At 41.2% G+C, this 21,812-nt stretch carries 21 protein-coding genes and 1 pseudogene; 9 read left to right on the top strand and 13 right to left on the bottom strand.

The features are described 5' to 3' along the window. The first annotated feature begins 92 nt into the window (after window positions 1-92). From R7E00_RS15275 to R7E00_RS15255, 5 genes are all read left to right on the top strand, one after another. A complete protein-coding gene (locus R7E00_RS15275) occupies window positions 93-2,435 on the top strand; it encodes a hypothetical protein (protein WP_318124449.1) in 2,343 nt (780 codons plus the stop codon). Beyond that, window positions 2,429-4,840, top strand: a complete 2,412-nt coding sequence (locus tag R7E00_RS15270) for a hypothetical protein (protein ID WP_029802062.1) — start codon at window positions 2,429-2,431, stop codon at window positions 4,838-4,840. The genes R7E00_RS15275 and R7E00_RS15270 overlap by 7 nt, the downstream gene beginning before the upstream one ends. A gap of 11 nt (window positions 4,841-4,851) precedes the next feature. After that, window positions 4,852-5,382: a hypothetical protein gene (locus R7E00_RS15265; protein ID WP_029802061.1), complete on the top strand. Its 531-nt coding sequence runs from the start codon at window positions 4,852-4,854 to the stop codon at window positions 5,380-5,382. Then, complete coding sequence (locus R7E00_RS15260) at window positions 5,382-6,746, top strand: tyrosine-type recombinase/integrase (protein ID WP_318124448.1); 1,365 nt, start codon at window positions 5,382-5,384, stop codon at window positions 6,744-6,746. Before R7E00_RS15265 ends, R7E00_RS15260 begins: the two co-directional genes overlap by 1 nt. Window positions 6,747-7,157: 411 nt before the next feature. Then, window positions 7,158-7,391, top strand: a complete 234-nt coding sequence (locus tag R7E00_RS15255) for a hypothetical protein (RefSeq protein ID WP_318124447.1) — start codon at window positions 7,158-7,160, stop codon at window positions 7,389-7,391. A gap of 71 nt (window positions 7,392-7,462) precedes the next feature. Here the strand turns inward: R7E00_RS15255 and R7E00_RS15250 are convergent, their stop codons facing one another. The 3 genes from R7E00_RS15250 to R7E00_RS25445 form a co-directional block, all read right to left on the bottom strand. Further along, window positions 7,463-8,620, bottom strand: a complete 1,158-nt coding sequence (locus R7E00_RS15250; RefSeq protein ID WP_318124446.1) for a hypothetical protein — start codon at window positions 8,618-8,620, stop codon at window positions 7,463-7,465. A 334-nt stretch (window positions 8,621-8,954) separates the two neighbouring features. Continuing rightward, on the bottom strand, window positions 8,955-9,218 hold the full coding sequence (locus tag R7E00_RS15245) for a hypothetical protein (RefSeq protein WP_318124445.1): 264 nt from the start codon (window positions 9,216-9,218) through the stop codon (window positions 8,955-8,957). A 142-nt stretch (window positions 9,219-9,360) separates the two neighbouring features. Next, the gene (locus tag R7E00_RS25445; protein ID WP_411978688.1) at window positions 9,361-9,561 is read right to left on the bottom strand and encodes a DNA cytosine methyltransferase; all 201 of its coding nucleotides are present in this window, start codon (window positions 9,559-9,561) and stop codon (window positions 9,361-9,363) included. 556 nt (window positions 9,562-10,117) lie between these two features. Here R7E00_RS25445 and R7E00_RS15240 point away from each other — a divergent pair. Beyond that, complete coding sequence (locus R7E00_RS15240; protein WP_023624313.1) at window positions 10,118-10,708, top strand: sce7726 family protein; 591 nt, start codon at window positions 10,118-10,120, stop codon at window positions 10,706-10,708. On the opposite strand, the gene R7E00_RS15235 is transcribed toward R7E00_RS15240, so the two are convergent. From R7E00_RS15235 to R7E00_RS15215, 5 genes are all read right to left on the bottom strand, one after another. Beyond that, window positions 10,653-11,759, bottom strand: coding sequence for a beta family protein (locus R7E00_RS15235; RefSeq protein WP_023624312.1), 1,107 nt, complete (start codon window positions 11,757-11,759; stop codon window positions 10,653-10,655). The genes R7E00_RS15240 and R7E00_RS15235 overlap by 56 nt on opposite strands. Beyond that, window positions 11,759-12,991 (bottom strand): ImmA/IrrE family metallo-endopeptidase, encoded by a 1,233-nt coding sequence (locus R7E00_RS15230; RefSeq protein WP_318124444.1) that lies wholly within the window; start codon window positions 12,989-12,991, stop codon window positions 11,759-11,761. Before R7E00_RS15230 ends, R7E00_RS15235 begins: the two co-directional genes overlap by 1 nt. A gap of 10 nt (window positions 12,992-13,001) precedes the next feature. Next, window positions 13,002-13,466, bottom strand: coding sequence for a DUF6932 family protein (locus R7E00_RS15225; RefSeq protein ID WP_023624310.1), 465 nt, complete (start codon window positions 13,464-13,466; stop codon window positions 13,002-13,004). Window positions 13,467-13,839: 373 nt separating this feature from the next. Continuing rightward, window positions 13,840-14,646, bottom strand: coding sequence for an SEL1-like repeat protein (locus R7E00_RS15220; protein ID WP_318124443.1), 807 nt, complete (start codon window positions 14,644-14,646; stop codon window positions 13,840-13,842). Window positions 14,647-14,921: 275 nt separating this feature from the next. Continuing rightward, complete coding sequence (locus R7E00_RS15215) at window positions 14,922-15,248, bottom strand: hypothetical protein (RefSeq protein WP_262658701.1); 327 nt, start codon at window positions 15,246-15,248, stop codon at window positions 14,922-14,924. Window positions 15,249-15,494: 246 nt separating this feature from the next. On the opposite strand from R7E00_RS15215, the gene R7E00_RS15210 reads away from it, so the two are divergent. Then, window positions 15,495-16,487, top strand: a complete 993-nt coding sequence (locus R7E00_RS15210) for a hypothetical protein (protein ID WP_318124442.1) — start codon at window positions 15,495-15,497, stop codon at window positions 16,485-16,487. A 27-nt stretch (window positions 16,488-16,514) separates the two neighbouring features. Here R7E00_RS15210 and R7E00_RS15205 read toward each other — a convergent pair whose 3' ends face one another. Next, the gene (locus R7E00_RS15205; RefSeq protein WP_262659215.1) at window positions 16,515-16,727 is read right to left on the bottom strand and encodes a hypothetical protein; all 213 of its coding nucleotides are present in this window, start codon (window positions 16,725-16,727) and stop codon (window positions 16,515-16,517) included. Between the two features lie 109 nt (window positions 16,728-16,836). Next, window positions 16,837-17,091: a hypothetical protein gene (locus R7E00_RS15200; protein ID WP_318124441.1), complete on the bottom strand. Its 255-nt coding sequence runs from the start codon at window positions 17,089-17,091 to the stop codon at window positions 16,837-16,839. A gap of 336 nt (window positions 17,092-17,427) precedes the next feature. Here R7E00_RS15200 and R7E00_RS15195 point away from each other — a divergent pair. Beyond that, window positions 17,428-18,066: pseudogene (locus R7E00_RS15195) on the top strand (ATP-binding protein); the annotation flags it as partial. A 55-nt stretch (window positions 18,067-18,121) separates the two neighbouring features. Here the strand turns inward: R7E00_RS15195 and R7E00_RS15190 are convergent. Beyond that, window positions 18,122-19,078 (bottom strand): DUF2860 domain-containing protein, encoded by a 957-nt coding sequence (locus R7E00_RS15190; protein WP_005379034.1) that lies wholly within the window; start codon window positions 19,076-19,078, stop codon window positions 18,122-18,124. Window positions 19,079-19,227: 149 nt separating this feature from the next. Between R7E00_RS15190 and R7E00_RS15185 the strand changes: the two genes are divergently transcribed. Continuing rightward, entirely contained in the window at window positions 19,228-20,106 is an 879-nt protein-coding gene (locus R7E00_RS15185) for an acyltransferase (protein WP_005379035.1), read from the top strand. Between the two features lie 46 nt (window positions 20,107-20,152). Here the strand turns inward: R7E00_RS15185 and R7E00_RS15180 are convergent, their stop codons facing one another. After that, window positions 20,153-20,755: a thiol:disulfide interchange protein DsbA/DsbL gene (locus tag R7E00_RS15180; RefSeq protein WP_005379036.1), complete on the bottom strand. Its 603-nt coding sequence runs from the start codon at window positions 20,753-20,755 to the stop codon at window positions 20,153-20,155. A gap of 34 nt (window positions 20,756-20,789) precedes the next feature. After that, entirely contained in the window at window positions 20,790-21,776 is a 987-nt protein-coding gene (locus R7E00_RS15175; protein WP_182016927.1) for a serine/threonine protein kinase, read from the bottom strand. Window positions 21,777-21,812 lie beyond the last annotated feature (36 nt).

Below are 21,812 nucleotides of genomic sequence, written 5' to 3'. Positions count from 1 at the left end.
TTTATAGGTAATATAAGCCCACTATTTCAACACTGACAATAATCATCCTGACAACTAAGGTGTTTATTATTTATCAATCTGAGGGTTTGATTGTGAATGTTAAAACTCTAAATGAGCTTTCTTTATTAGATACTGCACTGTCAGCCGAATACTCTAAGTACATAACATTTGCTGCTACATCTTCAGTCGCAGAAAAAACAAGACAGTCATTGTTGAATATTTATGCAGCTTATTGCTATTTGATTGGACAAGGTAACTACACAGCATTTGAAATATTGAATGACTCAAACCAACTCAATGCGCACTTCCAGTCGCTTATCGGTTTCATTTATGACCGCTTCGATGGTATCACTATCAAACATAGATATGGTATATGCCGCGAGCTAAAACGCCTTTTTCGCCACATTGCACAGGATAAACAGTTAACGCTTGATGAAGTGCAGCTGTCGAACGCCAAAATTTCAGAGGACGCTTCGAGCTGTCTAGCGCAATTTCTTAAGCTTAAGATAGGTAAGACAAGAGCTGACTACTTAAATGGTTGGCAGGTAGTATCAAAGGAAGGCAAAGGCGTTGAGGCTCATCTTGATACTCTTTATGTGAATTTTGGCGAAGCGTTTACAAACAGGGTTCATCTTGCTCTAAAAAACTATGCTTATACACAAAAATCAACAACTTTAGTTCAAGTATCAATAATACTCAAACAGCTTTTTATCGGCATGTCCACTGTTTATGACGAAAAGGACGGACTAACAATAGAAGCCCTCCTGAGCCGCAATCATGTGCAGCACTTTTTCCACAAGATTTTTAAGGTGTTATTTGTTCGCTCCCAAGCCGCTCAGCATTGCCCAAAGAGTTTTCATGTTAAATGGCGAAATACAATTAACTATTATACAGACTGCTTTATCAACACTGGTGTTTTCTCTGAACCACACAAGCCTTTCATCGTTCCAGCCTGGAAAGACCCGAAAGATGCAGCGCCCACATTTTCGATTGGCGGTGACGCAACGGAGAAAGAAAGCTATCGATGGTTTGCCGACATCCCACTCAAAATTAAAGATGAAGAGGCTGTTTCAATCATTCAGCAACGCCTAGAGCGAGATATTGCACACATAAAACATGTATGTCTCCTGAAGTTTGAGGAACTTTTAGAACGAGAAGAAAGAAATAAAGCATTCCTCAAAACAGGTCTGGTTAAACCACTGAGTGGCACTTTAGGCCACCTTCAATATAACCACTTTGTCGGTGCAGATAAGCTAGACAATACGGTAGCAACCTTTTACGCACACGGCATAGCTGCGAAAGATCACTATCTATCATTTTTGGGATTTTTTGGTAATGCCAACCAACTTTGCACTGAGTTAAACTTGCCCTCTAAATCAACACTAAGTGCTCTTTTAACACTACTTGTCATGGAACACCCCAAAATAACACCCTCTTGGCTAGCAAGATGGGAGCTATTTGATGTCAATGGCAATATAGTGGGCTACAAGCAGGTTGGTAATCAGTATATTGCAGTAAGCTATAAATCCCGCAAAGGACCAACCAATGCGCAGCAAGAGGTTGTGCTTAATGAGCTTTCTAAATCTGTCGTTGAGTTTTTGATACAACATACTCACATGGCGCGTGAATACCTAAAAAAGAACGGAAGTATCAATTGGCGAAAGATGATTTTGACCGCAACCGCTTCCAACGTGGTGTGCCCAAGCAAACTTAATCAAACCCTTCACTCGGCAAATGATTTTTATGATTGGCTTCAGGATAAATCGCTCTTTGATAACAGGAGCGGTATCACGCTAAAAGATGCCCAAGCCATTTCTGATATACATACGTTGCGATCGATTAGGCGACACCGAGGCCTCCAAATTTATCTGAAAACACGTTCAATGGATGCGGTTGCCGAGGCGCTGGGTCATGAAAAAAAAGATGCCAGACTACTGACCTCCTATCTACCTAAACCATTGATGGACTTTTTTAATGATCGCTGGGTGCGTCAGTTCCAGAATGCCATTTTGCTTGAAGCCATGAAAGACTCAGTACATTGCCTTGATGCCGTTAACATGAGCGCCGAGGACATTGAGGAATTCCTAAACAATCACGGCATCAGTAATATTCCAGAGCATTTCGACCACGGTTTTAATCAACAGGCCGCTACTGACAATGAAACATCTGAATTCTTAGCGTTCGACCAGTTGACGTACACTATTTCCACCTCTCTTTTGCAGCTATTGATGGCGATACGCTTTATTGTTGAGAGTAGAGATGATGAGTCTTCATATTTAGATATTGTTTTCCATTGGTATCAGTCGGCGGTGTTTATCCTAGATACCCTAAATTCAGGCAAGCATAGTGCTGATACTGATTTAATGGAGATGCTTGATATTGCGATTAATAACAAGCTTGATGCTGATTTAATTAAAGGAGCGTTGCTATGTTAAGTGTCGCTATCGACAATACCTCCATTGCTAGTCTCATTGAAGACATCGTGCTAGACCACTCGACTCTGAATGGTCTTAGCATAGAAACGCTTGAGCAAATTATAAATTTCTCAGTAGCCAATAATGATTATCGAGCATTAGACATCATCACTCATCTCCACACTGGCATCTACGGCTACGATGAAAGGCAACCCGAGTGGTTAGAATCCAGTTTTGACGCACCTAAATGGACACTAACATTCGGTAAAATCCCAAAAAAAATCCACTGGGATAGCGTGTACCTGAATGATGGAAAGAAGCTCACGGACACAACGCATCGCAAGTTACTAAACAGCTTTAAATACTGGATCACGGCGACAGATAACCCGCTTGAAAATGGTGGCAAAATTATCAGCCCAACAATGGCTTCTATAAAGGTTAATAGAGTTATCGCCCTAATAAATGCCATCCTGCTGCATTCAAAGGAATTGAAGCTTGCAAAATATCACCTGCAAAATGTGAATGATGACTTCTGGTTGAATATCTTGATGAAATTCGCTGAGCACGGAAATTTTTATGGGGTATACGAGTTTGATAAACGCACCAAAGCATTACTGGACGATGTTTCTCTGGGGATTTCAGATGCAGATGCTCAAAGGTTTAGAGAAAAATACCCCTACATTGGGCGAGATATTGCCCAAGATGAGGTTTTCTTATCTTTAGAAGCGAGAGACAAAGCGTGTGCTTGGCTTTTTGAGCAAGGTTACTATCAAGTAAGAACAAGCATTCTTTACGATGGCAGTACTGCAGTATTAAGCAAGTTGTTATTTGATGGCAAGATTCTTTACCAAGGCATTAATGCTCCCAGGTATCCAGAGCTTCGCCTCAAAGAGCCAAGTCGAGACTCGGAATATCGTGCTGTTGAGAATAGGGATACCTCAATAGGCACGAATCAAAAGACAATATCACAATACATTGAAGCCATTCGATTAATTCACACCAACCTTGAACGTGAGGATGTCGCAAGACCTTTAATCCTATCTGAGTGTGTCAGTGCGGGTAGCATTGGTGAGTTAGTTGACCTAAAAAAGTTAGGACGAACCCGCACCTTGCCGCCTAAGTTTGTGTTTAACCTAATTCGTCAATGCTATGAGTTTGCCAAAGAGCATCTGCCGACTGACAAAGGTGCTGTTACCTTACTAGACGAAATGCTAACTCTGCTGTCTAAAGCAAGAAGCATATCTACTGGGAAAAAATCTAACCCTCATCGTCCACATCAAAATAGTTCAGCATGGGATGAAAAATTACATCGAGAGATGTCTAGTTCGGAACGAGGTTACTGGTTTCAAACGGAAGCCATCAATTGCCTGAGCAGTGAGTACCTAAGAAAAGGAATAAAACAGGTTCAGGGTTTTACAGAAGGTGTCGAAAATCGCCACGAACGAATTAGAGCCAACGAGAGTTTGTTTGAACTGTTCTCGGTGCTGCAAGGCGCCATACAGGTCTTGGTGGGAGCCATCATGGCGCGGCGACAAGATGAGTTAGTCAAACTGAAGTCACATGGCAACTTATCTTCCAATGTAGACCCTTTTTCAGAAGAAGGGTCAAAGACAGAGTACAGTTTGATATTCAGGGTAAAGAAAACAGGCTCAAAGGGGGTAAATGCGACCATAGAAAGACCAATCCCCTTATCTATCGCTAAGCTCATTTGGCAACTTGAGCAATTTAACATCAAGGCAAGTGATTTAAATTTAGACAAAGGAAAGTTGTCTCTGTTTAATAATTTAGACTCAAAGAAGTGCCAGTTAAGTCAGGTACATCACACAACCTATAATGCACACCTCGATGCGCTGTGCGATTACGTCGAAACGGACTTGGTAGAGTATGACAACGGTGAATACCGCCGTAATTACGTTCGTCAGCACCAATTAAGACGCTTCTTTGCGATGGCATTCTTTTGGTCTAAGGGGACTGATGGGATGGACGCCCTACGTTGGATGCTAGGTCACTCAGATTTGGAACATCTATACCATTACATCTCTGAGTCAGAGACAGGGGCGGTACTCAATGGAGCGAAGGCGAGCGTGATTGTTCGTGGTGTCGTCGATTCCACTTCTGAGCTTGCCAAGCTCGATGGAGTAGAAGACGTTCGAAAAATTATTGCAGAGCGCCTGACTGGCGATAGTTCAACGCCGATCACCATAGAGTCTGTGAGCGAAGCGGCAGAAGATTACGATGATGAGTCTTACCTAACCGTTCCTCATATTAGCCAAATTCAAAAAGAGCAGGACATTGAAACAGAGGTTATTCACCTTCTGGAAGAGGGGCGGATCACTCTGGAGCCAGAGTTTTTTACCATAGAGGATAGCGATGGTAATGTCACTCAAACATTTAACCTCATTTTAAAAATCAAAGATCTTGATTAAGGATTGGGCTAATGAAAGTTTTAGAGAAAAACCAAACCAAGGTGCTTGAAACAGAAAAGTTTTTGAGAGAAATAATCACATCTCCCGCTGAGTTTAAAGATGATGAAGAGCTTATTAAGGCTCTTAAATCACAATCTGGCATCGCTAAGTATCAGGATCAGGAGCGTAATATCACATCATGCTCATTAAACACGGTTAAAAGCATCTCAGAAGCACTTTTAGAGAGAGGCTTCGTATCTTTAGATGAACTACGCATTAATGCAAAACTGGCGATTGAGGCTGCACATCACGATGAGAAAGCTTCCAAAGGTAACAAACAAACAGTCGTAGGTTTAAAGCATAAAGTCACAGAGCTAGAGTCTGAGTTGGATGCAGCGCAGCGCAGCAATTCTTTACTGACCGTTATGGTCTCTGAGTTGCGTTCTAGGCTAAAGCAACTAGCGCAGCATGAGGGCACAGTAGAAGAGCGACAGGAGCTTTACCGAGAGCATAATCGGAAGATTGAAGCACAGATGAATTACACATTGAATGGAGAGATTTGATGGCGGTTCGTAAGCTTAAAGGCTTTGAACAATGGAGCCACCTTGGACTTGATGGAAAACTTATCTTTCGTAAGCCTTTAGACATCCCTTTCGTTACTTACAGCAATCATGTGCCTTGCTATGAAGCCAATGCCTACATCCATAGTTTGATGGTGAGAAACTTAAAAAGTGACACGATTCGGGGGTATGCACACGATATTATTCACTTGGTGCATTTTATTGAAAAACAGCCGATATTGAGCCAATTTAGCCAGCTTACAGACGCAACATTCACCCTTTTCATCCAGTCACTACAGGCAGAGAGAACGCCGCTTGGCGAACTAAAGCGCAAGAATAACTCAGTTATAAAGATTGCACATACCTGTCTGGATTTTTTGCAGTTTATCCAAGAGTTTCATGACTTGAGTGCTTTTATTGGCAAAGATAAAAGCAACTCAATACAGATACTTGAAAAGTATTACAAACGTAAACAGGAAGGACGCAAAGGGTTCATTGAAGGCACTAAAATTACGCACTCTGCTGTGCCAACAAAAGATGAAATCAAGAAACGCCACCCTGTTTCGGAAGATGATGCCTTACGTGTGTGGGTGTTTATCAAGACTCAGAAAAACAAAGATAAGCGTAGAAGGGACATGGCGCTATACACCGCAATGGAGCAACTAGGCGGTCGTGTGTCGGAGCTTCATCTGATTAAAATGAGCGATTATGAGGATGCTAGACGGACAGGTATGCTTACCCTTACCACTTTAAAGCGTAAGGACGATAACACCACTCGAAAGATTCCCGTGCCACACCTTTTGTTATCAATGATTGCGGATTACGTCAAAGTTCGTAAGAAAGCGATGAGGAAAAAAAAGGTTCAGCATGACTACCTCTTTATCAGTTTAACCACAGGTCAACCCTTATCTGCTGACTCATGGACAACGTACATGAACGCTTGGAAAAAAGAGCTTGGCATCGAGAGTGAGTTGCATCCACACCTGTGGAGGCACGCATTCATTACAGACAAGCTTAAGGAACTTATTCTTGCCACTAAAGAAGTGAATGACAAAGATGATTTCCGAAAACATCTGCTTCATACACAAACATTTAAAATGCAGCTTCAGCAGTGGACAGGTCACACAATGCTTAGTTCATTAGATATCTATATTGACCTCGCATTTGCAGATATCCACGGCTACACAGAGGTTTATAATGCAGTATCTCTAAAGTCAAGTGTTGACTTGGCAAAACGTCAGATTGAGTTGTTAGAAGAACAGATAGCGAGGAAGGAGTTAACGCCTACCGCAGCGCTCGGTGAGATGAAGAAACTATTGGGAGTTTTTCAATCTGATATAGACAAAAGCATTGTCCCTTCGTCATAGTAAAAGTTCATCACCAAGCGGTCATGTAACACGTCTTTGGACAGAACTTTGTTAGAGTTTCTACTTAATTTAGGAAAATACGGATTAAGTCAGGTATGGAAAAACCATAGCTCGGCTGACAGTGTGGTTGTTCAGATAGCTTAGTTTAATACTAGAACTCTCATCCGTATTGAATGAGAGTTCTATCGTATAAATTTAAATAGAGCCATCAGTGAGAGTTTAAAGCTGGGAACTGGCTATGTTGCCCCGGAAACCATCATTTGGGATCACGACGATGCTTATCACCCTGACTTAGACCTATACATGGAAACTGAGCAGTTCACATGGTGCGAAGTTGATTTCGACCTACAAAACATTGGAGATGCTGAGTTTAAAGCGCATTTGGTGAACTGGATTTAAAGGGAGACCAATTTGGACGGAATTTCTAACGCCGACCCAGAGAGTTGGGAAGGTATCTGGACGGAATTGCAAAAAGGAAATGATATACACACTCGTGTGCAAATTGCGTTAGCGTATCAACCTTGCTATGAAAATGAACGATTACACATTGCAGATGGCTGGCATCGAATTGCGTTGTATCTGAAGGCAGGGCGAAAAAATATCCCAGCTATTGTGGGCATCCCAACCAACCACCAGCACCGCTAACAATCGTGCTGGTGGTTGATGTCAGCCTTAACTTTGGGCCTGCACTCTATTCAAAGTGAAAGTGGTGCCCCTCAGAGATTAAAAAGGTTACACACTGCCCAAATCACTGTGATGACAGGAGCCATGTAAAGTAAAGGCAGCAAAGCAACGCCGCCCCCCTCGGCACCATTATCCATCTCTGCTTTTGCGGATTCCGCAATTAGCAAGATGATGAGAGAAGCAACAATAATCGAAATGGCAAAAGCCAAAAAGCCAACGATAAAATTGTCAAAGCTAATTTGGAGCTTAAACATACTGATAGAGACTAATGCGCCGATGTTACAACCATACACCCAAGTAGGTATAACAAGGTTATGCCTGGCTCTTTCCTCTTCTTCCTTACTTAGCCTTCTCCATAGATATACGGTGACATATTCTAGTCGTTTTTCGTCCCATCTTTTCTCTTTACCATCTGGTTCGCGACCAATTACAAAAGCGAGAATGCCACAGAAAACAATATTGAAAAGTACGAATACGCCAGTAAACCCTCGGGCACTTTTCCCTGCGTAAGCAAAGTAATAAATACTCCAGATAATACCCGCGATACAGAGAATTATGGTGACAATAAGCCCAATATTTAGGCCACTATCGGCATAGCCATTGTTTACTGATTGACCAGCTTTCCTTTCTGCTCTTTTCTTTTGAATTTCACCTGATGCATAACCATCGACGGAATTCGTGAGCCAGTACCAAAGCCAATACCAACCAAATAAAATCCCGGTTCCAATTGGTTTGAATAAAACAAAGAATGAAATCGTAGAAAACACAGTCGAAAAATATACGTGGTTTCCCAAATTGAAATAATCCACTCCAATGGCCACTGTAGGTAGTGCCATAAATGGATATACCAGTAACGGCATAAACTTAAATTTGCCATCATTAAGGCTCTGTTTCACGCCTTTCGATGTGAGTCGTAGCAATAGACCGATTAAGCATATAGAGGCGACGTATTCTAGTAAATATTTATATATAAAATGGAACTCGTGGAGATAATACTCGGCACAATTATACAAATGTCCCCATAGTTCTTCGCCAAAAGTGAAATAACCGTAAATAGCAAAGCCTAACGTGGCGACTATGGTACAGCCCACTCTACGATATTCTTTATTCTTAATTGAAAGTAATAAACCAGCAAAAAAGCCGATTACCGGTATGGTAGCCAATGAGTTGTTTTTTTCGAAATGATACATGATTGATTTGTGATTAAGGGATATGAGCGTCCCTGTATTTTTATTGAGATGCTTTCTTGGAAAACACGCGGTATTGAATACTTTTTCCTAGCTGGACAAATGCACCCATGCCGCTGATTTTACAGTGTTATAATACATCATCAAGATTGAACAGTAAGTTTTGATTACCTTTAAACTCCTGCTTAAACAGCCTGTAAACAGATGACTGGCATCGAATTACGTTGTATGTGAAGGTCGGGTGAAAAATATCCCGGCTATTGTGGGTATCCCAACCTACCACCAGCTCCGCTAAACAATCGACCTGGTAACACAATCGAAAGATATACTTGTTTGCCTATCTACGAGTACGGAGAGGATCGTTCTTCATTCGGTAGTGGATGCTTCCCGAATTCGCAGTATTCGTCAGAGTTTGCTTGCGTAGTCTTTCCCGGTGGATTTTAGACATGGGCGCTTTATGTGCCTCAGGTTTTGCATCATTTTCTAACAGGCTTTTCAAGCGTTCATCAAAGCCGTTTGTTTTAGCTGTAAAAGCCCATTTCATAGCGAAACCAAACAGGCCGATAAGAACTATTCCATAAACTACACTTTCAGCGTTCATTTTGTTGATCCTTAATTTTATATTCCTATATCATGGTCAATCAGTACGCAATAGAAAAATCAATAGGTTAATGATAATTCTATAGTGTTTTTATATATCATCAAGGTTGAATAGTAAGTTCTGATTCCCTTTAAACTCCCTCTTAAATAGCCTTTAAAACAGCTTCAGTTACCTTCTGTGCCATGAGAGGTGGGACCGCATTGCCTATCATCATTTTGGTTGCCACAGCTGAATCTGGCCAAATATACGATTCATCGAATGTCTGCGCTGCCGCTTGTTCTCGAATACTCAATGGGCGGATTTTGTCCTCGATAACGAGACTGTGCTTGTTGACAGTCGTCACAGTCCCTAGCGGCTTGTCTATCGAGCGCCCGGATTTCGCCGAGCCATAAGTTTTGGTATGGCAAAACTAAATTAGTAAACCATTCAAACTGAACCTACTAACTTAGTTTGGGGCGAAAATGTTTCAGCCAGATAACACTGAAACGAAGGTGGACATTTTCAATTTACGACGATAGGACGATTTCTACTCTATCGATAAGTTTTAGTATCCCAAAACGACAATGACCACCATTTATAACGGTGGTCGCCGTGACAGGAATTGGACAATTTTGAGTTACTTTTTTTGCCAATTTAGCAACGTATAAATTAACTGAAGTATGGCAACTCACTTCGTCGATTGTCCAGTATCATTGGTGCAGAACACTTATGGGTTGAACTCTGAAATAAACATTGATTTATCTGTTATCCTTGTTAGATGTCATTGATGCTAGCGATATAGAGTACTTAATGAAGAAATACGGATGGTAAGTTCGCTGATATCAGAATGAAGCAATACCAAAATTATTGTAGAATGGTCGGCGTTTCAGATACCCGTACCCCGATAGAGATAGAAATTTATGTTTGCAACAAAAGATTCGGAGATTCGAGAAGCTTTCCATCGTAAGAAGCTTAAAAGGCAACATTCTGATTCACAAACTTTAGTTATTGACGAGCTTGGGCTAATGCATGGTTCAAACAGGATTGATATTGCTGTTGTTAATGGGTGTATTCACGGATATGAAATAAAAAGCTCAAAAGACAATTTATTACGGTTTAACGATCAGCTAGATACATATATTAAAACACTTCAGAAGCTAACATTAGTAGTTGCTCCAAATCATGTCTCAGAAGTCTTAGAGCTAGCCCCTGATTGGGTTGGAATAGTCCTAGCTCAAAAGGGTAGTAAAGGAGCCATACATTTTTCTACGGTTAGAAAAGCCAAGAAAAATCCGAATGTAGATGCGCTTCATGTAGCTCATTTGCTATGGAAGCAGGAAACTCAAGAGTTATTAGAAAAACTGGGAGTTCCATTGAGAGCTCGAAGGGGGACGAGAGCCGAGCTCTATAAGACTTTGGTTAGTAAGGTTAACCTTGACGATCTGGTAAAGAATATTAAGGTAATGTTTGAAACCCGAGCAAACTGGCGTTCTGATAAACAACTAGTGTAAGGTGGTGGCTAACTGCTACTTCTTTCCATGTGCCAAGGTTACCATAACTCCCAACCCCTTGAGAACATTCATAAATTTTAGTATCCCCTTTGGAGTATTTTGCTCCATAGAAATAATTGTTTTTGGAAGTTACTAGTTTCTTGCATAGCCCCTTCATTTGGGATGTATCATCCCTAAATGCTGAACCTTTATAAATTACCCATTTATCTTCGTATGAATATACTAATTTAGCTGCGGGATTCATTAATCGCATATCAAAAGAGCTAAATTCAGGTGTTTCAATGGTGTAGTCACCAAAGCCAAGATTAGTGTAGGCCTTGCCCAGTGAAGCATACAATGCTTGATAGAATATCCAGTCATTTCGATCTTGTATTGCTCCCGGCTTTTTTACTGTGTTTAGATCCAAGGAAGTGCCTGCAATATATATTGATCGATACTCTTTGATTTGTGGAATGCTATTCAAAAGGCTTGATACAATTAAGATGACATCTTCATTTGGTTCGTATGTGCTACCTTTTTGAAAATCAACTATCAGATCTGTATGTTCAGGTATGCATCCTATAAAGGACATTAGAGTTTGTATTTTCGTTATATTACTAGGGTTGGCGAGTTGATCTAAAGCGACTCTTATTCCAAGCCCTGTCGCGTATGAGCTAACGCATTTCTTCACTGCATTTACATAGCTATGGTCATAATCTAATCGGGTGACTGGAGAAAAGTTTTTTGTAACAGAAGCTATTTCATCAAAAATGAACTCTGGTATGGTTCTACCATCACTAACATTATCTAGGTGGAGAGTATTATCGATATCTATCAATGAAGGGAGTTTTCCCCACTTCTCTTTATATCTTTTTGCAAGTTTCTCTACATGTTCTTCGGCAGTTTTTTTAGGCTTCTCTTCTTCAAAATCGTATTCTACTGGGGGAATTACAAATAAAGGGTAAAGATTTCTTTTTATTGAGCTATCTAATCGGAGTAATGCTTGATATTCTCCCTGTCTCCATTTGAGAATAGGTAAGTATTTTTTATAGGTACCTAGCTCTACTGCCATTAAAACATCTCCCTAACTTTTCCATATCCAACCAAATCACTAAACTTTCGGTAGTTGTCTTTTTCTTTACGCCATCTGCCAGCAATGATCGCTGGATGAATTCCCATTTTTTTAGCATCACCCTCAATAGCCGTGTTTGTTGGCATAACTCTTGAGACTGCCGTTTTCCATAGGTCTGGTGGAATTAAACTATCCAGTGCAAATAAATCTGCTTCATCCTCAAGATCTTCCCCGTCTTGGTCTTCTCCAACTTTTTCATCAACAAACTCATTTCCAATATTTGATAGATGAAGAAAAACATGTCCTAGCTCATGTAGTAAAACAAACCAAAAATTATCTATACGATCATGGCGAAGAGTCATGCCTATGATCGGGGTGCCATTTTCCGCAAGCATAGCGCCACCATCTAAATAAGTACCTTCGAGATGGGGTTCGTAAATCCAAATAATTCCTTTTCTTTCAAGTAGTTCTATGGCTAATACTGGGCCGTTTTCATGCTTACTCAATTGAACGAGTTCCGGAATCCAAGAGTCATTTAACTCAAAAGAAGGTATTTCTTTGGAGCGAATGATTTTGTTTGCAGAAGATAAAACTTGAGCCTGCCACGCAAGTAGAGATGCTTTCTTTGAGGTTTTTCCGGTAAACGAGGTTTTTCTATTTAGGGCTGGTTGCAGGCCAAATCCAAATGAACCCTTAATGAACTGCTTTGCGGACTCTAGCGTATTTGTTCCTTTATCTATCCATCCTCGTTTTTGCATTTCGTTAATTGGCAATGCACTCCAATCTATAAGATCATCTTCATTTTCTTCAAAAACGGTTTTACCATCGGAGTTTACAATTTTCTTAATATCTAGGTTGAGGTAATGAGATACGTTGATAATTCTGGATAGGTTAACGCCAGCATATTGAGATGCTTCAATTTTTGTAAATTCTTCTGGCTGAATATTTAAATAAGCGGCTACTTGGTCTTGCGTGATGTTCTTTGAAATTCGAGCACAGATAAGGTAATTCGGCAGTTCAGCCAGTTTTAAGTGATTTTTGGTTTTAAAATTGCCGTGCTGAAGGTCCCCGTAGAGCTTTATGTCATAGTTCAGATCCTGAAGTTGATGACGCATTGATTCTTTTTGAATAGCATTCAACCAGTCACCGTCATCTTTGAAAGAATCTAATGCTTCTTGCAATTCTGAGGCAGCTTTTAGCGAAGATTGTAATTCTAAGTCATTAAGTATCATGTCACTTGCCCTAACTATCTACTACATCATCAAGTTTTAGCAAAACAATGCCTTTTTGAGTGCCCGAGTGCTTTTCACGTTGGAAAAAGTGTATGTATTGTACGGTCTGGGCATGATCTGCAAAACCTTGGGCAGGGAAAAATTCACCTTCATATTTATCTTTTTGAGCTTTTCTACCATTTTCAAATGTTAAGAAAACCGAATCAAGCTTATCTAAATCAACGTTATTTACGTCCCAACAGGCATCATAATCGCCGGGAAGGGGCTTTTGGGTGACGTAACTGCCATCTATAAATAGGTTAGTGCAACCAGCTTGTTTTAATGATTTTATTGCGTCTAATAAACCATCAAATTGTTTACGCCTATGAGGATTAAAGACAAAAATATCGCTAAATTCTTTTATGCTTAACGTATGTATGCCTTCTTCTAATACTGGCCAAGGCGCCTTCGGAGGCTTTATAAAAGTGACTGACATTACCAACCATCAAATTAAACTAGTTGTATATAAATGGATGTATATCACGAGAGTCACGAGAATTCGTTCATATATTAATCATTATGTGAGGTGAGCGTTAAAAAACACGAAAATACTGAAATTGTTTCTGTAACTGGTGGTTCTTACGACTATTTATGCTGGATTGACAGTTGGATTCTTTGTTTTAGTATTCATGCAACTCCTACCTAAGGACAACTATCACCTGTTATCATCGCCGAAACATGTTGTCATATTAGAGCAAAACAATATCATTATTTCTTTCTGAAACGACGCTACTGACATATGAAATTATAAGTCAAATGATACAAGAAGAACTTAAACGTTAAGGACCCGAACTGAACTTTTTAACCCTTTAGTGTTGGGATTTGTTGAACCAATAATTGGCTTTCTTGATGTTCTTCTGAACATACTCACCATCACGATAAAACTCAAAAAGCGTGTATTGCGCTTCGGCATTATGGTTCTCTGCCGAGCAACGTATATACTCAATGCCTTTATCTTTATCCGTCTCAAGCATGGTAAGACCTGCATCAAACATTGCATCAATGTGACCTAATTCTGCGGCACTATATAGCCATTTAAATCTTTCGCTTTCGTCAGCGTCAACACCATAGCCAAATTTATAACAATCAGAGACTTCGTATTGCGCTTCAGCGTCACCTTGCTCTGCGGCCGCTAGGTACCAGTTGAATGAACTTTTAAGGTTCTTCCTGATCCCATCTCCCTTTGAGTAATGTTTAGCAAGGCCTATTTGCGCACGAACGTCCCCTTGTTTGGCCGACTCTTTAAGTAATTTGAAATATTGCTCTATGCTCGGCTCAACTGCTAGCCCATCGTGATGCATGAGGGCTAGCCAGAATTTCGCTTTAGCGTTACCTTGTTCTGAGGATTTTGAGAGCAAGTCGAAGATCCGTTGATAGCAGTCAGGTTTGTCGAGCAAGATAAGAGCTAGGTTTAATTGAGCCTCTGGATTACTAGCGCTCGCAGCGAGTTCAAACCAGTGTTTGGCTTTCTTTAGGTTGGGCCTGCGGTAAATATCTTCGTAATAGATGTTGCCTAACTCGACTTGAGAATTAACATGTCCTGATTCCGCTGCACTTTGATAGAGTTCTATACCTTTGCGAACACTCGATTTGGAGGTTAGAGAAAGAATGTGCATGCTAGTTAAGTTGTATCTCCCCTCAAGTTTGCTGTCGACTTTACTAAATTAGCAGTTTGTTAATAACTACAGATATGGAAGAATGAGGTTAATGAATGCTAGATATTGAGGGGGTAGATCACGCCACATTATAGAAGCGAATACTATCGTTCAAATGTCAATAGGCCCCCCCAATTTGAAAGCTCATTTAAAGTTTTAAGATTTCGACTAACTCCGATTGAACTAGCAATTACCCACCATCAGTATGCACCTAATCGTAAAAGTACCGTTTCAGCTTAACTTTCAACATACCCATTTCTTTTCATGATCTCTTTGCCTTTGGGAGTATCAATAGGTATCAGAGCCTTTCGATCGCACTTTTTACAGTATGTTGCTATCGTGGCGAATCCAAAAAAGGAGCTTTTATTTTCAAATGTAGGAGAAAAACAAGATTTACAAACATGAGTAAAATACTCCGTTCCATCAGCACCTTTTGGATTTTGACTACCTTGAGTTTCCTCTTGCCAGTGCTGAGCTTTTTTGTCTGAACATACGTTACAAATGTCCATCGGCTTACTATCCCATCCTGGTAATGTTGGTAAACCACAATATTTACATGTCATAAAATCGAACCTTAATTTACTTCAGTAGCCTAATCTTATTACTTGGAACAATCATACATCCAACAACTTAAAGGTCATTATAATTCAATACAATACGACTTCTATTGTAGGAATATTCCAAAAAGAAAATAGAAAATATTATTTCGATAGAATCCTACATTATTCTACCAGACTAAAAGCTAACCACATGATATAATTGTGATTTATTCTTTCCCTGCACGTAATTCTCACAGGATAGTAAATCCAATGACATTTTTAAAAAAATCTATCGCATTTTCACTACTAGCAATTTTGGCTGGTTGCTCAATGACACCAAATGAACCGGCAGTGACTGCTCAAGACTACAAACAATCATTTACTGGCTATGATCTGTCTGAAACGAACCATAGCGAAGCTATGCAAGTTATGCATTTACATTCTCGCCGAGCTATAGCGAACGCTAACAATATTGATAGCTTTACTAATCAAAATCACAACAAATTTTTAGCAGCTACTCAAGGTGTTGCTGTAGGCGCAGCTTTAGCTGGCTCTATTAATCCATTTCAGTTAGCAACTAGATTTATTGGTCTCGAGGCAACAAAATCAAGTATTGATGATAAGTACCGAACTAACACACTAATCTCAGTAATCGCTGTCAATGACACCAACGATGCTAATGAAATTGGAAATATCATTGAACATTACCAATCAAAGCAACTTGAGGTAGCCAGAAAAGTTTATCAAAAAGGAGGATTCAAAACTCAAAAGGTTCGCTCTGGAGTTGAAGTGCAATGGTCGAGAATGTTCCCTAGAACTGCAATGGTTCCAATGGGTGACAACATGGAAAAAGTACAACTTTGCCAAAACCCTGATATTTTCAGTGAGATCAAGGATCAAGGGGTTTATGCATCTGAATATTTCGAATGTTTTGCTATAACAAATCCGGTTCCTTACCTTTACGAACATTCATCAATTAAAACCCAAAATCCATTACTGCCAACCTCTGAGTCATTTATAGTTGTTACAACAGTTCTACCTGATGTATTTCCCGTTTACGACATTCAGATGACCTCAGAGAATAAAGGAGTTCTTTTGTATCAACCAACTTTCTATTGGATGAACTCTCGCAATATTCAAGACTACGCTATAAACGACATGGAGGCGCTTCTAGGGTTTTGGGAGAAAGGCATGTTCACCGACGAACCTATCATTACTGACCTAGCAACAGGTAAAGTTCATAAGTTTGGCTCAACTAATTAATAATAAGGCTTCCTACTGGAAGCCTTTTTATTGTTCTTGTTTCGGCATCTCGCTTTTGAACCAGCGAACGTGCTCTAGAATCCAAGAAACAATCGCAACGCTAAAGAATGAAATAGCTAAAAAGAGTACATTCGAAACTTCAATGCCGTGCTCAAACATTTCAAGCACCCAAGAACCGCTCAGGTAAACAGTGCTAATAAAAGGAAATGCTATAAACGTAATCACTAGTAATAGAGCCATCAACATATCAATTCGTAAGGGCTTTCCCGAGTCCATATCGTGATGAAAAATGAGATAATTTAGAGCGCTGGGATATACATAGTGATAGACCGCTCCTAGATCTGAATTCTCACATGAAATATTGCTGAAGTTTAAAACAAGCTTCATTTGGCAAAACAAACACGACATGAACTTCCATAGAGCCAAATATACCAGCAACAACCAACAGAATAGAAAGAGTATCTAAACGCTCCATAGAGCCCCCTACTACGGGAATAGCTATAACTTCTTTAGCATTTAGGTTAAATAGTGCCAAGAGTAGTAAAATCTGTAGACTAGCCAAAATAGTAAGGTGTTTAGAAGCGAGTTTACCGACTTCAAACAATGAATAGTTGCATATTAAGTGTATTAGATAGATTGAGTCAAAAGAGAACTTTCGCAAATGTTGCAACCATGAGTTCGAACACACTTAGGGACATAACTGTTTTAGCTGGTAGTTTTGCTCTCTATCTGAACTTTGTGACTAAATCAGTAGTTGCACCTAACGACTAAGTGAATATTCATTCATGAGGAGGGGCTAGATGAAGACGTCAGATTGAACGGATAACATAGCTACTTTCTCGACTAAATAGAAAAAAATGACCTACCGTTCCGCTAGCATCTGAAGCGATGCGTTCCACTAACTCGGACAACACTCAAAGCCTCAAATTGACAACATTTATTACTCAAACTTGATATTAGGAAAATGCCCGAATTTGATCGTAAAGTTCTGGACTCGTTACGCGAACCGCTCGAATCTGGAGAGATCATTATCTCTCGAGCGCAAGGTAAAACACGCTTTCCGGCTCGTTTCCAATTAGTCGGAGCCTTGAATCCAAGCCCGACAGGATATTACGAAGGCAATCAAGCGCGCACCAATCCACAAGCTATTTTGCGCTACCTTGGTCGATTATCTGGACCACTGTTAGATCGCTTTGATATGTCTTTAGAAATCCCAGCTTTGCCCAAAGGGACATTAGCAGAAGGTGGTGATCGCGGTGAGCCGACTGCTATCGTAAAAGCGCGTGTGAGCCATGCGCGTAACAATATGCTAAACCGCAGTGGTAAGGTCAATGCACTGCTAGGTAGTCGAGAAATTGAGGCGTTTTGTCCCTTGCATAAGAGTGATGCTGAGTTTCTTGAAACCGCTTTGCATCGTTTAGGGCTCTCGATTCGTGCATATCATCGTATTATCAAAGTGGCGCGAACAATCGCCGATCTGGATGGGGCGGAGCAAATTGAACGAACGCACTTGGCCGAGGCGCTTGGGTATCGAGCGATGGACCGTTTGCTGAAACAGCTTACGGCGCAAGCGGTATAGACAGCAAAGTGTCATCGCAACAAGTGTTGTAAGCACCTTGTTGCGATGAAGGACGTTAGAAGGTGTAGTTGAGACCAAGCGACAATAGGTACTCTTTCTCCTCATAAAACGTGATATTCGAGTCAGTTTGGCTATAGCCGGCTAAAGAAATGAACGACCAGTCTTGCCAGTCAAATACGTTTTGATATTCGTAGGCCGCAAATAGGCTGATGGTGTCGTCATTTCGTGTTTTAGCAAAAGTTTGGCTAGCTGCTTGATAGTCTTTCCATGCATAACCCGCGGTGAGGGCCAATCGATGACGGTTGATAAATTTAAACCAGCTAATGTCAAATCCGTACGAATCAAATGACTCCGCCTTACCGTCGGCATCTTGATTGATGTAGGTGAAAGCGGGTTGCAACATAGATGTTTGGTTGAGTGGAATGCGATAGTCGCCTTTGACATAGTAAAGGTTAGCATCGCGAGCAAGTGAGCGGTCTGTCACTTCCTCCTGCTCGATGTCTTTATCAGCATAAGCAAGATCAAGGTTGAAGTTCTTATCAATCAACCCTTTGATCTGAAAGCGATACGCATTGCCGTCAACATCCGTCTCTTTACGTGCGGTTCCTACTTGATAAGGGTTGCGCCAAGTTTCGCCTTTGAGTACCGTCGGCAGATAGGAAACATCGAGCACGGTGCCAGATTGTAGCTCGTGTTGATAGCCCAACTGAAAAGCGAGTGTACCTACCGCGACATCTGAGCGTGTGGTACCGGCGTAAACTTGGTGGTTGAGTCGGCTACCAAAGGTGTATGTCACACTCCCTAGCGGTGCAGCGATAACGGAACTGTCACTATCGGCACGCTTATCGAGAGAATCGATGGTGTTACTATTTTCTGTATTGAAATTGGATTCTGATGATATGAATCCGGCATTCAGCGAAATTTCACCGCCAAAACCTGCGGTTTCAGCGAGTTGAGCCTGAGCAGAACTGACGACAAAGGCCAAAGGCAAGAGAAGTAGCCTTGGTTTCATTCGTTATCTCCTTGTTGTCGAATGAGTGGTGCACATATTGGTTGCGGTAACAAATCTGACCATTCCCACGCATGTTCCAATGTGGCAAAGGCGCAGTATAATTACACGCTGTTTTATTCTTCACACATTATCACTGTTGTTTGACTATCATGTTGGCATATTTGTTATTTTTTTTTAACGCTTCTTTTGTGATTCTCAATTCTGCGGTTTGTTCACTCGCAATTTGTGTTATCGCTGTATTTAAAATATTGCTTCCTGGCGTAAAGCTAAAAGCGATAGCGACCGCTTGTGCCAATAAGGTGATGTGGTTATGGGCTACCGTTAATGCGTGCATTCTGGCGGTATCTAACCGTGTTGAGTGGGATGTTCAGGGCGGTGAAGCGCTTAAAAAAGACGGGTGGTATCTGCTGATCAGTAATCATCTCAGTTGGACAGATATTGTTGTGCTTTGCTGCGTGTTTAAAGACCGTATTCCCATGCCGAAGTTTTTCCTCAAGCAACAACTGCTGTATGTGCCTTTCATCGGGATGGCGTGTTGGGCGCTCGATATGCCATTTATGCGTCGCTATTCGCGAGAGTATCTGATCCGCAATCCTCATAAGCGAGGTCAAGATTTAGAGACGACACGTCGCTCGTGCGCTAAATTCAAACACACTCCAACCACAGTGGTTAACTATGTCGAAGGAACCCGATTTACCGAAGAAAAGCAGCGTAAGAGTAAAGCAAACTATCAATATTTGCTGCAACCAAAGTCGGGCGGGATTGCGTACACGTTAGCGGCGATGGGGGAGCAGTTCGAGAGCATTATCGACGTTACGTTGGCGTACCCAGAAAATACGCATAAACCGTTCAAGGATTTATTGATGGGCCGCATGAGCAAGGTGGTTGTGCGTGTAAATGTGTTACCCGTTGATGAAAGAGTGCTTGGTGATTACTTCAACGATAAGCCCTATAAGCGACAATTTCAGCAATGGTTGGGGGATGTGTGGCAAGAAAAAGATCGGTTGCTACAAGAGATTTACAAATAAACAAAAGGGGAGCGACGTGTTCCCCTTTTGATTGATATCGATGTGCTTATTTTAGTGTCAGCAAGTAGTTCACCAGAGAGAAGTACTCATCCATCGTTTTGATGCTTTGTGCTTGAACTAGGTATTTGTTGTTAACGATAACCGCAGGAACGCCGGTTAGACCGCTGTTTTCAAATTGCTTGTCCATACGGCGAACCATTGAATCAACCGCGAAGCCTTTGAATGCAGAATCGAATTTTTTCGCGTCTACACCTTCATCAAGGAAGATTTGACGAAGTTCTTCATCATTACGTGGCGCCTTCTTTAGATTGTGGATGCGGTTAAACATCACTGGCACCATTTTGTCTTCCACTTTTAATGCAACCATCGTTGCGTAGGCTTTGCTCATTGATGGGCCCATGTTGCCACCCATGAAAGAAACGTGGTTTTTTAATAGCTTAGTACCTTCTGGCAACTGCTTTTTCAGTTGCTGGATAACCGGTTCAAAGCTATTACAGTGCGGGCAGTAGAAAGAGAAAAACTCCGTCACAAGAGGTTTTTTTGATGCCTCAAGATCCAATACTTTGTAATGTTCACCTTCTTTGAATTGCGCTGCATGTGCCGACAGGCTTAACATCAGCATAGAAAACAGTGCGAACAGTTTTTTCATCGAAATATCTCCATTTTTGAATTTTTGGCCTGACTTACCATTGAGGCATTAAAGACAGCGGTGCTTCTTCTAAAGCGGCGATCTGCTCTTTAAATGCAAGGACCTGACCTTCCCAGTATTTTGGCTCATTAAACCATGGAAAAGCGAGAGGAAATGCAGGGTCATGCCAACGTTTTGCTAGCCATGCCATATAGTGCACCATTCGTAGACCGCGAAGTGGCTCGATTAGTTTCAATTCTGCAGGATTAAAATCGCAAAACTCTTGGTAAGCCTCTAAAACAATATCCAACTGCATCAGTTTGTCTTGGCGTTCACCGTTCAGTAGCATCCATAAGTCTTGTACTGCAGGGCCGTTACGAGCGTCATCCAAATCAACAAACATAGGGCCATCTCGCCACAAAATATTGCCTGGGTGGCAATCGCCATGCAAACGAATCATATTGAAGCCTTCTTGCCAGTGGCTTTCAATTGATTTGATCAGCATATCCAAGTCATTGAAGAAGCTGTTCTCCAAGTGCATTGGAATCATATTGGCGTTTTGCAGAATCTCTCTTGGTTGATACAGGTATTCTTGTAAGCCGATCGTAGGGCGATGTTGGAAGGCTTGGCGGCTGCCGACTTTATGGATTCGGCCAAGGAAACGCCCTACACCTTCGAGCTGATCTAAATTGTCAACCTCGTATTGGCGACCACCCACGCTATCAAACAGCGCAAAAGCATAGCCTTGATAGTGATGCAGGGTTTCACCGTTGATGCGCACAGGTGGTGCGACGGGGATCTCATTGCCAATCAGCTCTAAAGTAAAGTCGTGCTCCTCTTGGATCTGTTCATTGCTCCAACGTTCAGGACGGTAAAACTTGACGACATAACGACGACGCTCTTCGTCAGTAAATTGATAAACACGGTTTTCGTAGCTATTGAGGGGAACAAAGCCTGATTCTGCGCGAACGCCGATGCTTTCTAACGCGTACCACATAAAGTCTGGGGTAAGGGCGTCAAAGTTAAACATACTTTGGGACATATAAACAAAAAGGCTCATTACTGAGCCTTTTTCCAT

Origin of the sequence: Vibrio sp. Vb1755, assembly GCF_033338635.1 — a bacterium.
GTDB lineage: Bacteria > Pseudomonadota > Gammaproteobacteria > Enterobacterales > Vibrionaceae > Vibrio > Vibrio alginolyticus.
The sequence above is the reverse complement of the archived record's forward strand: the minus strand, read 5'-3'. Positions and strand labels throughout refer to the sequence as shown.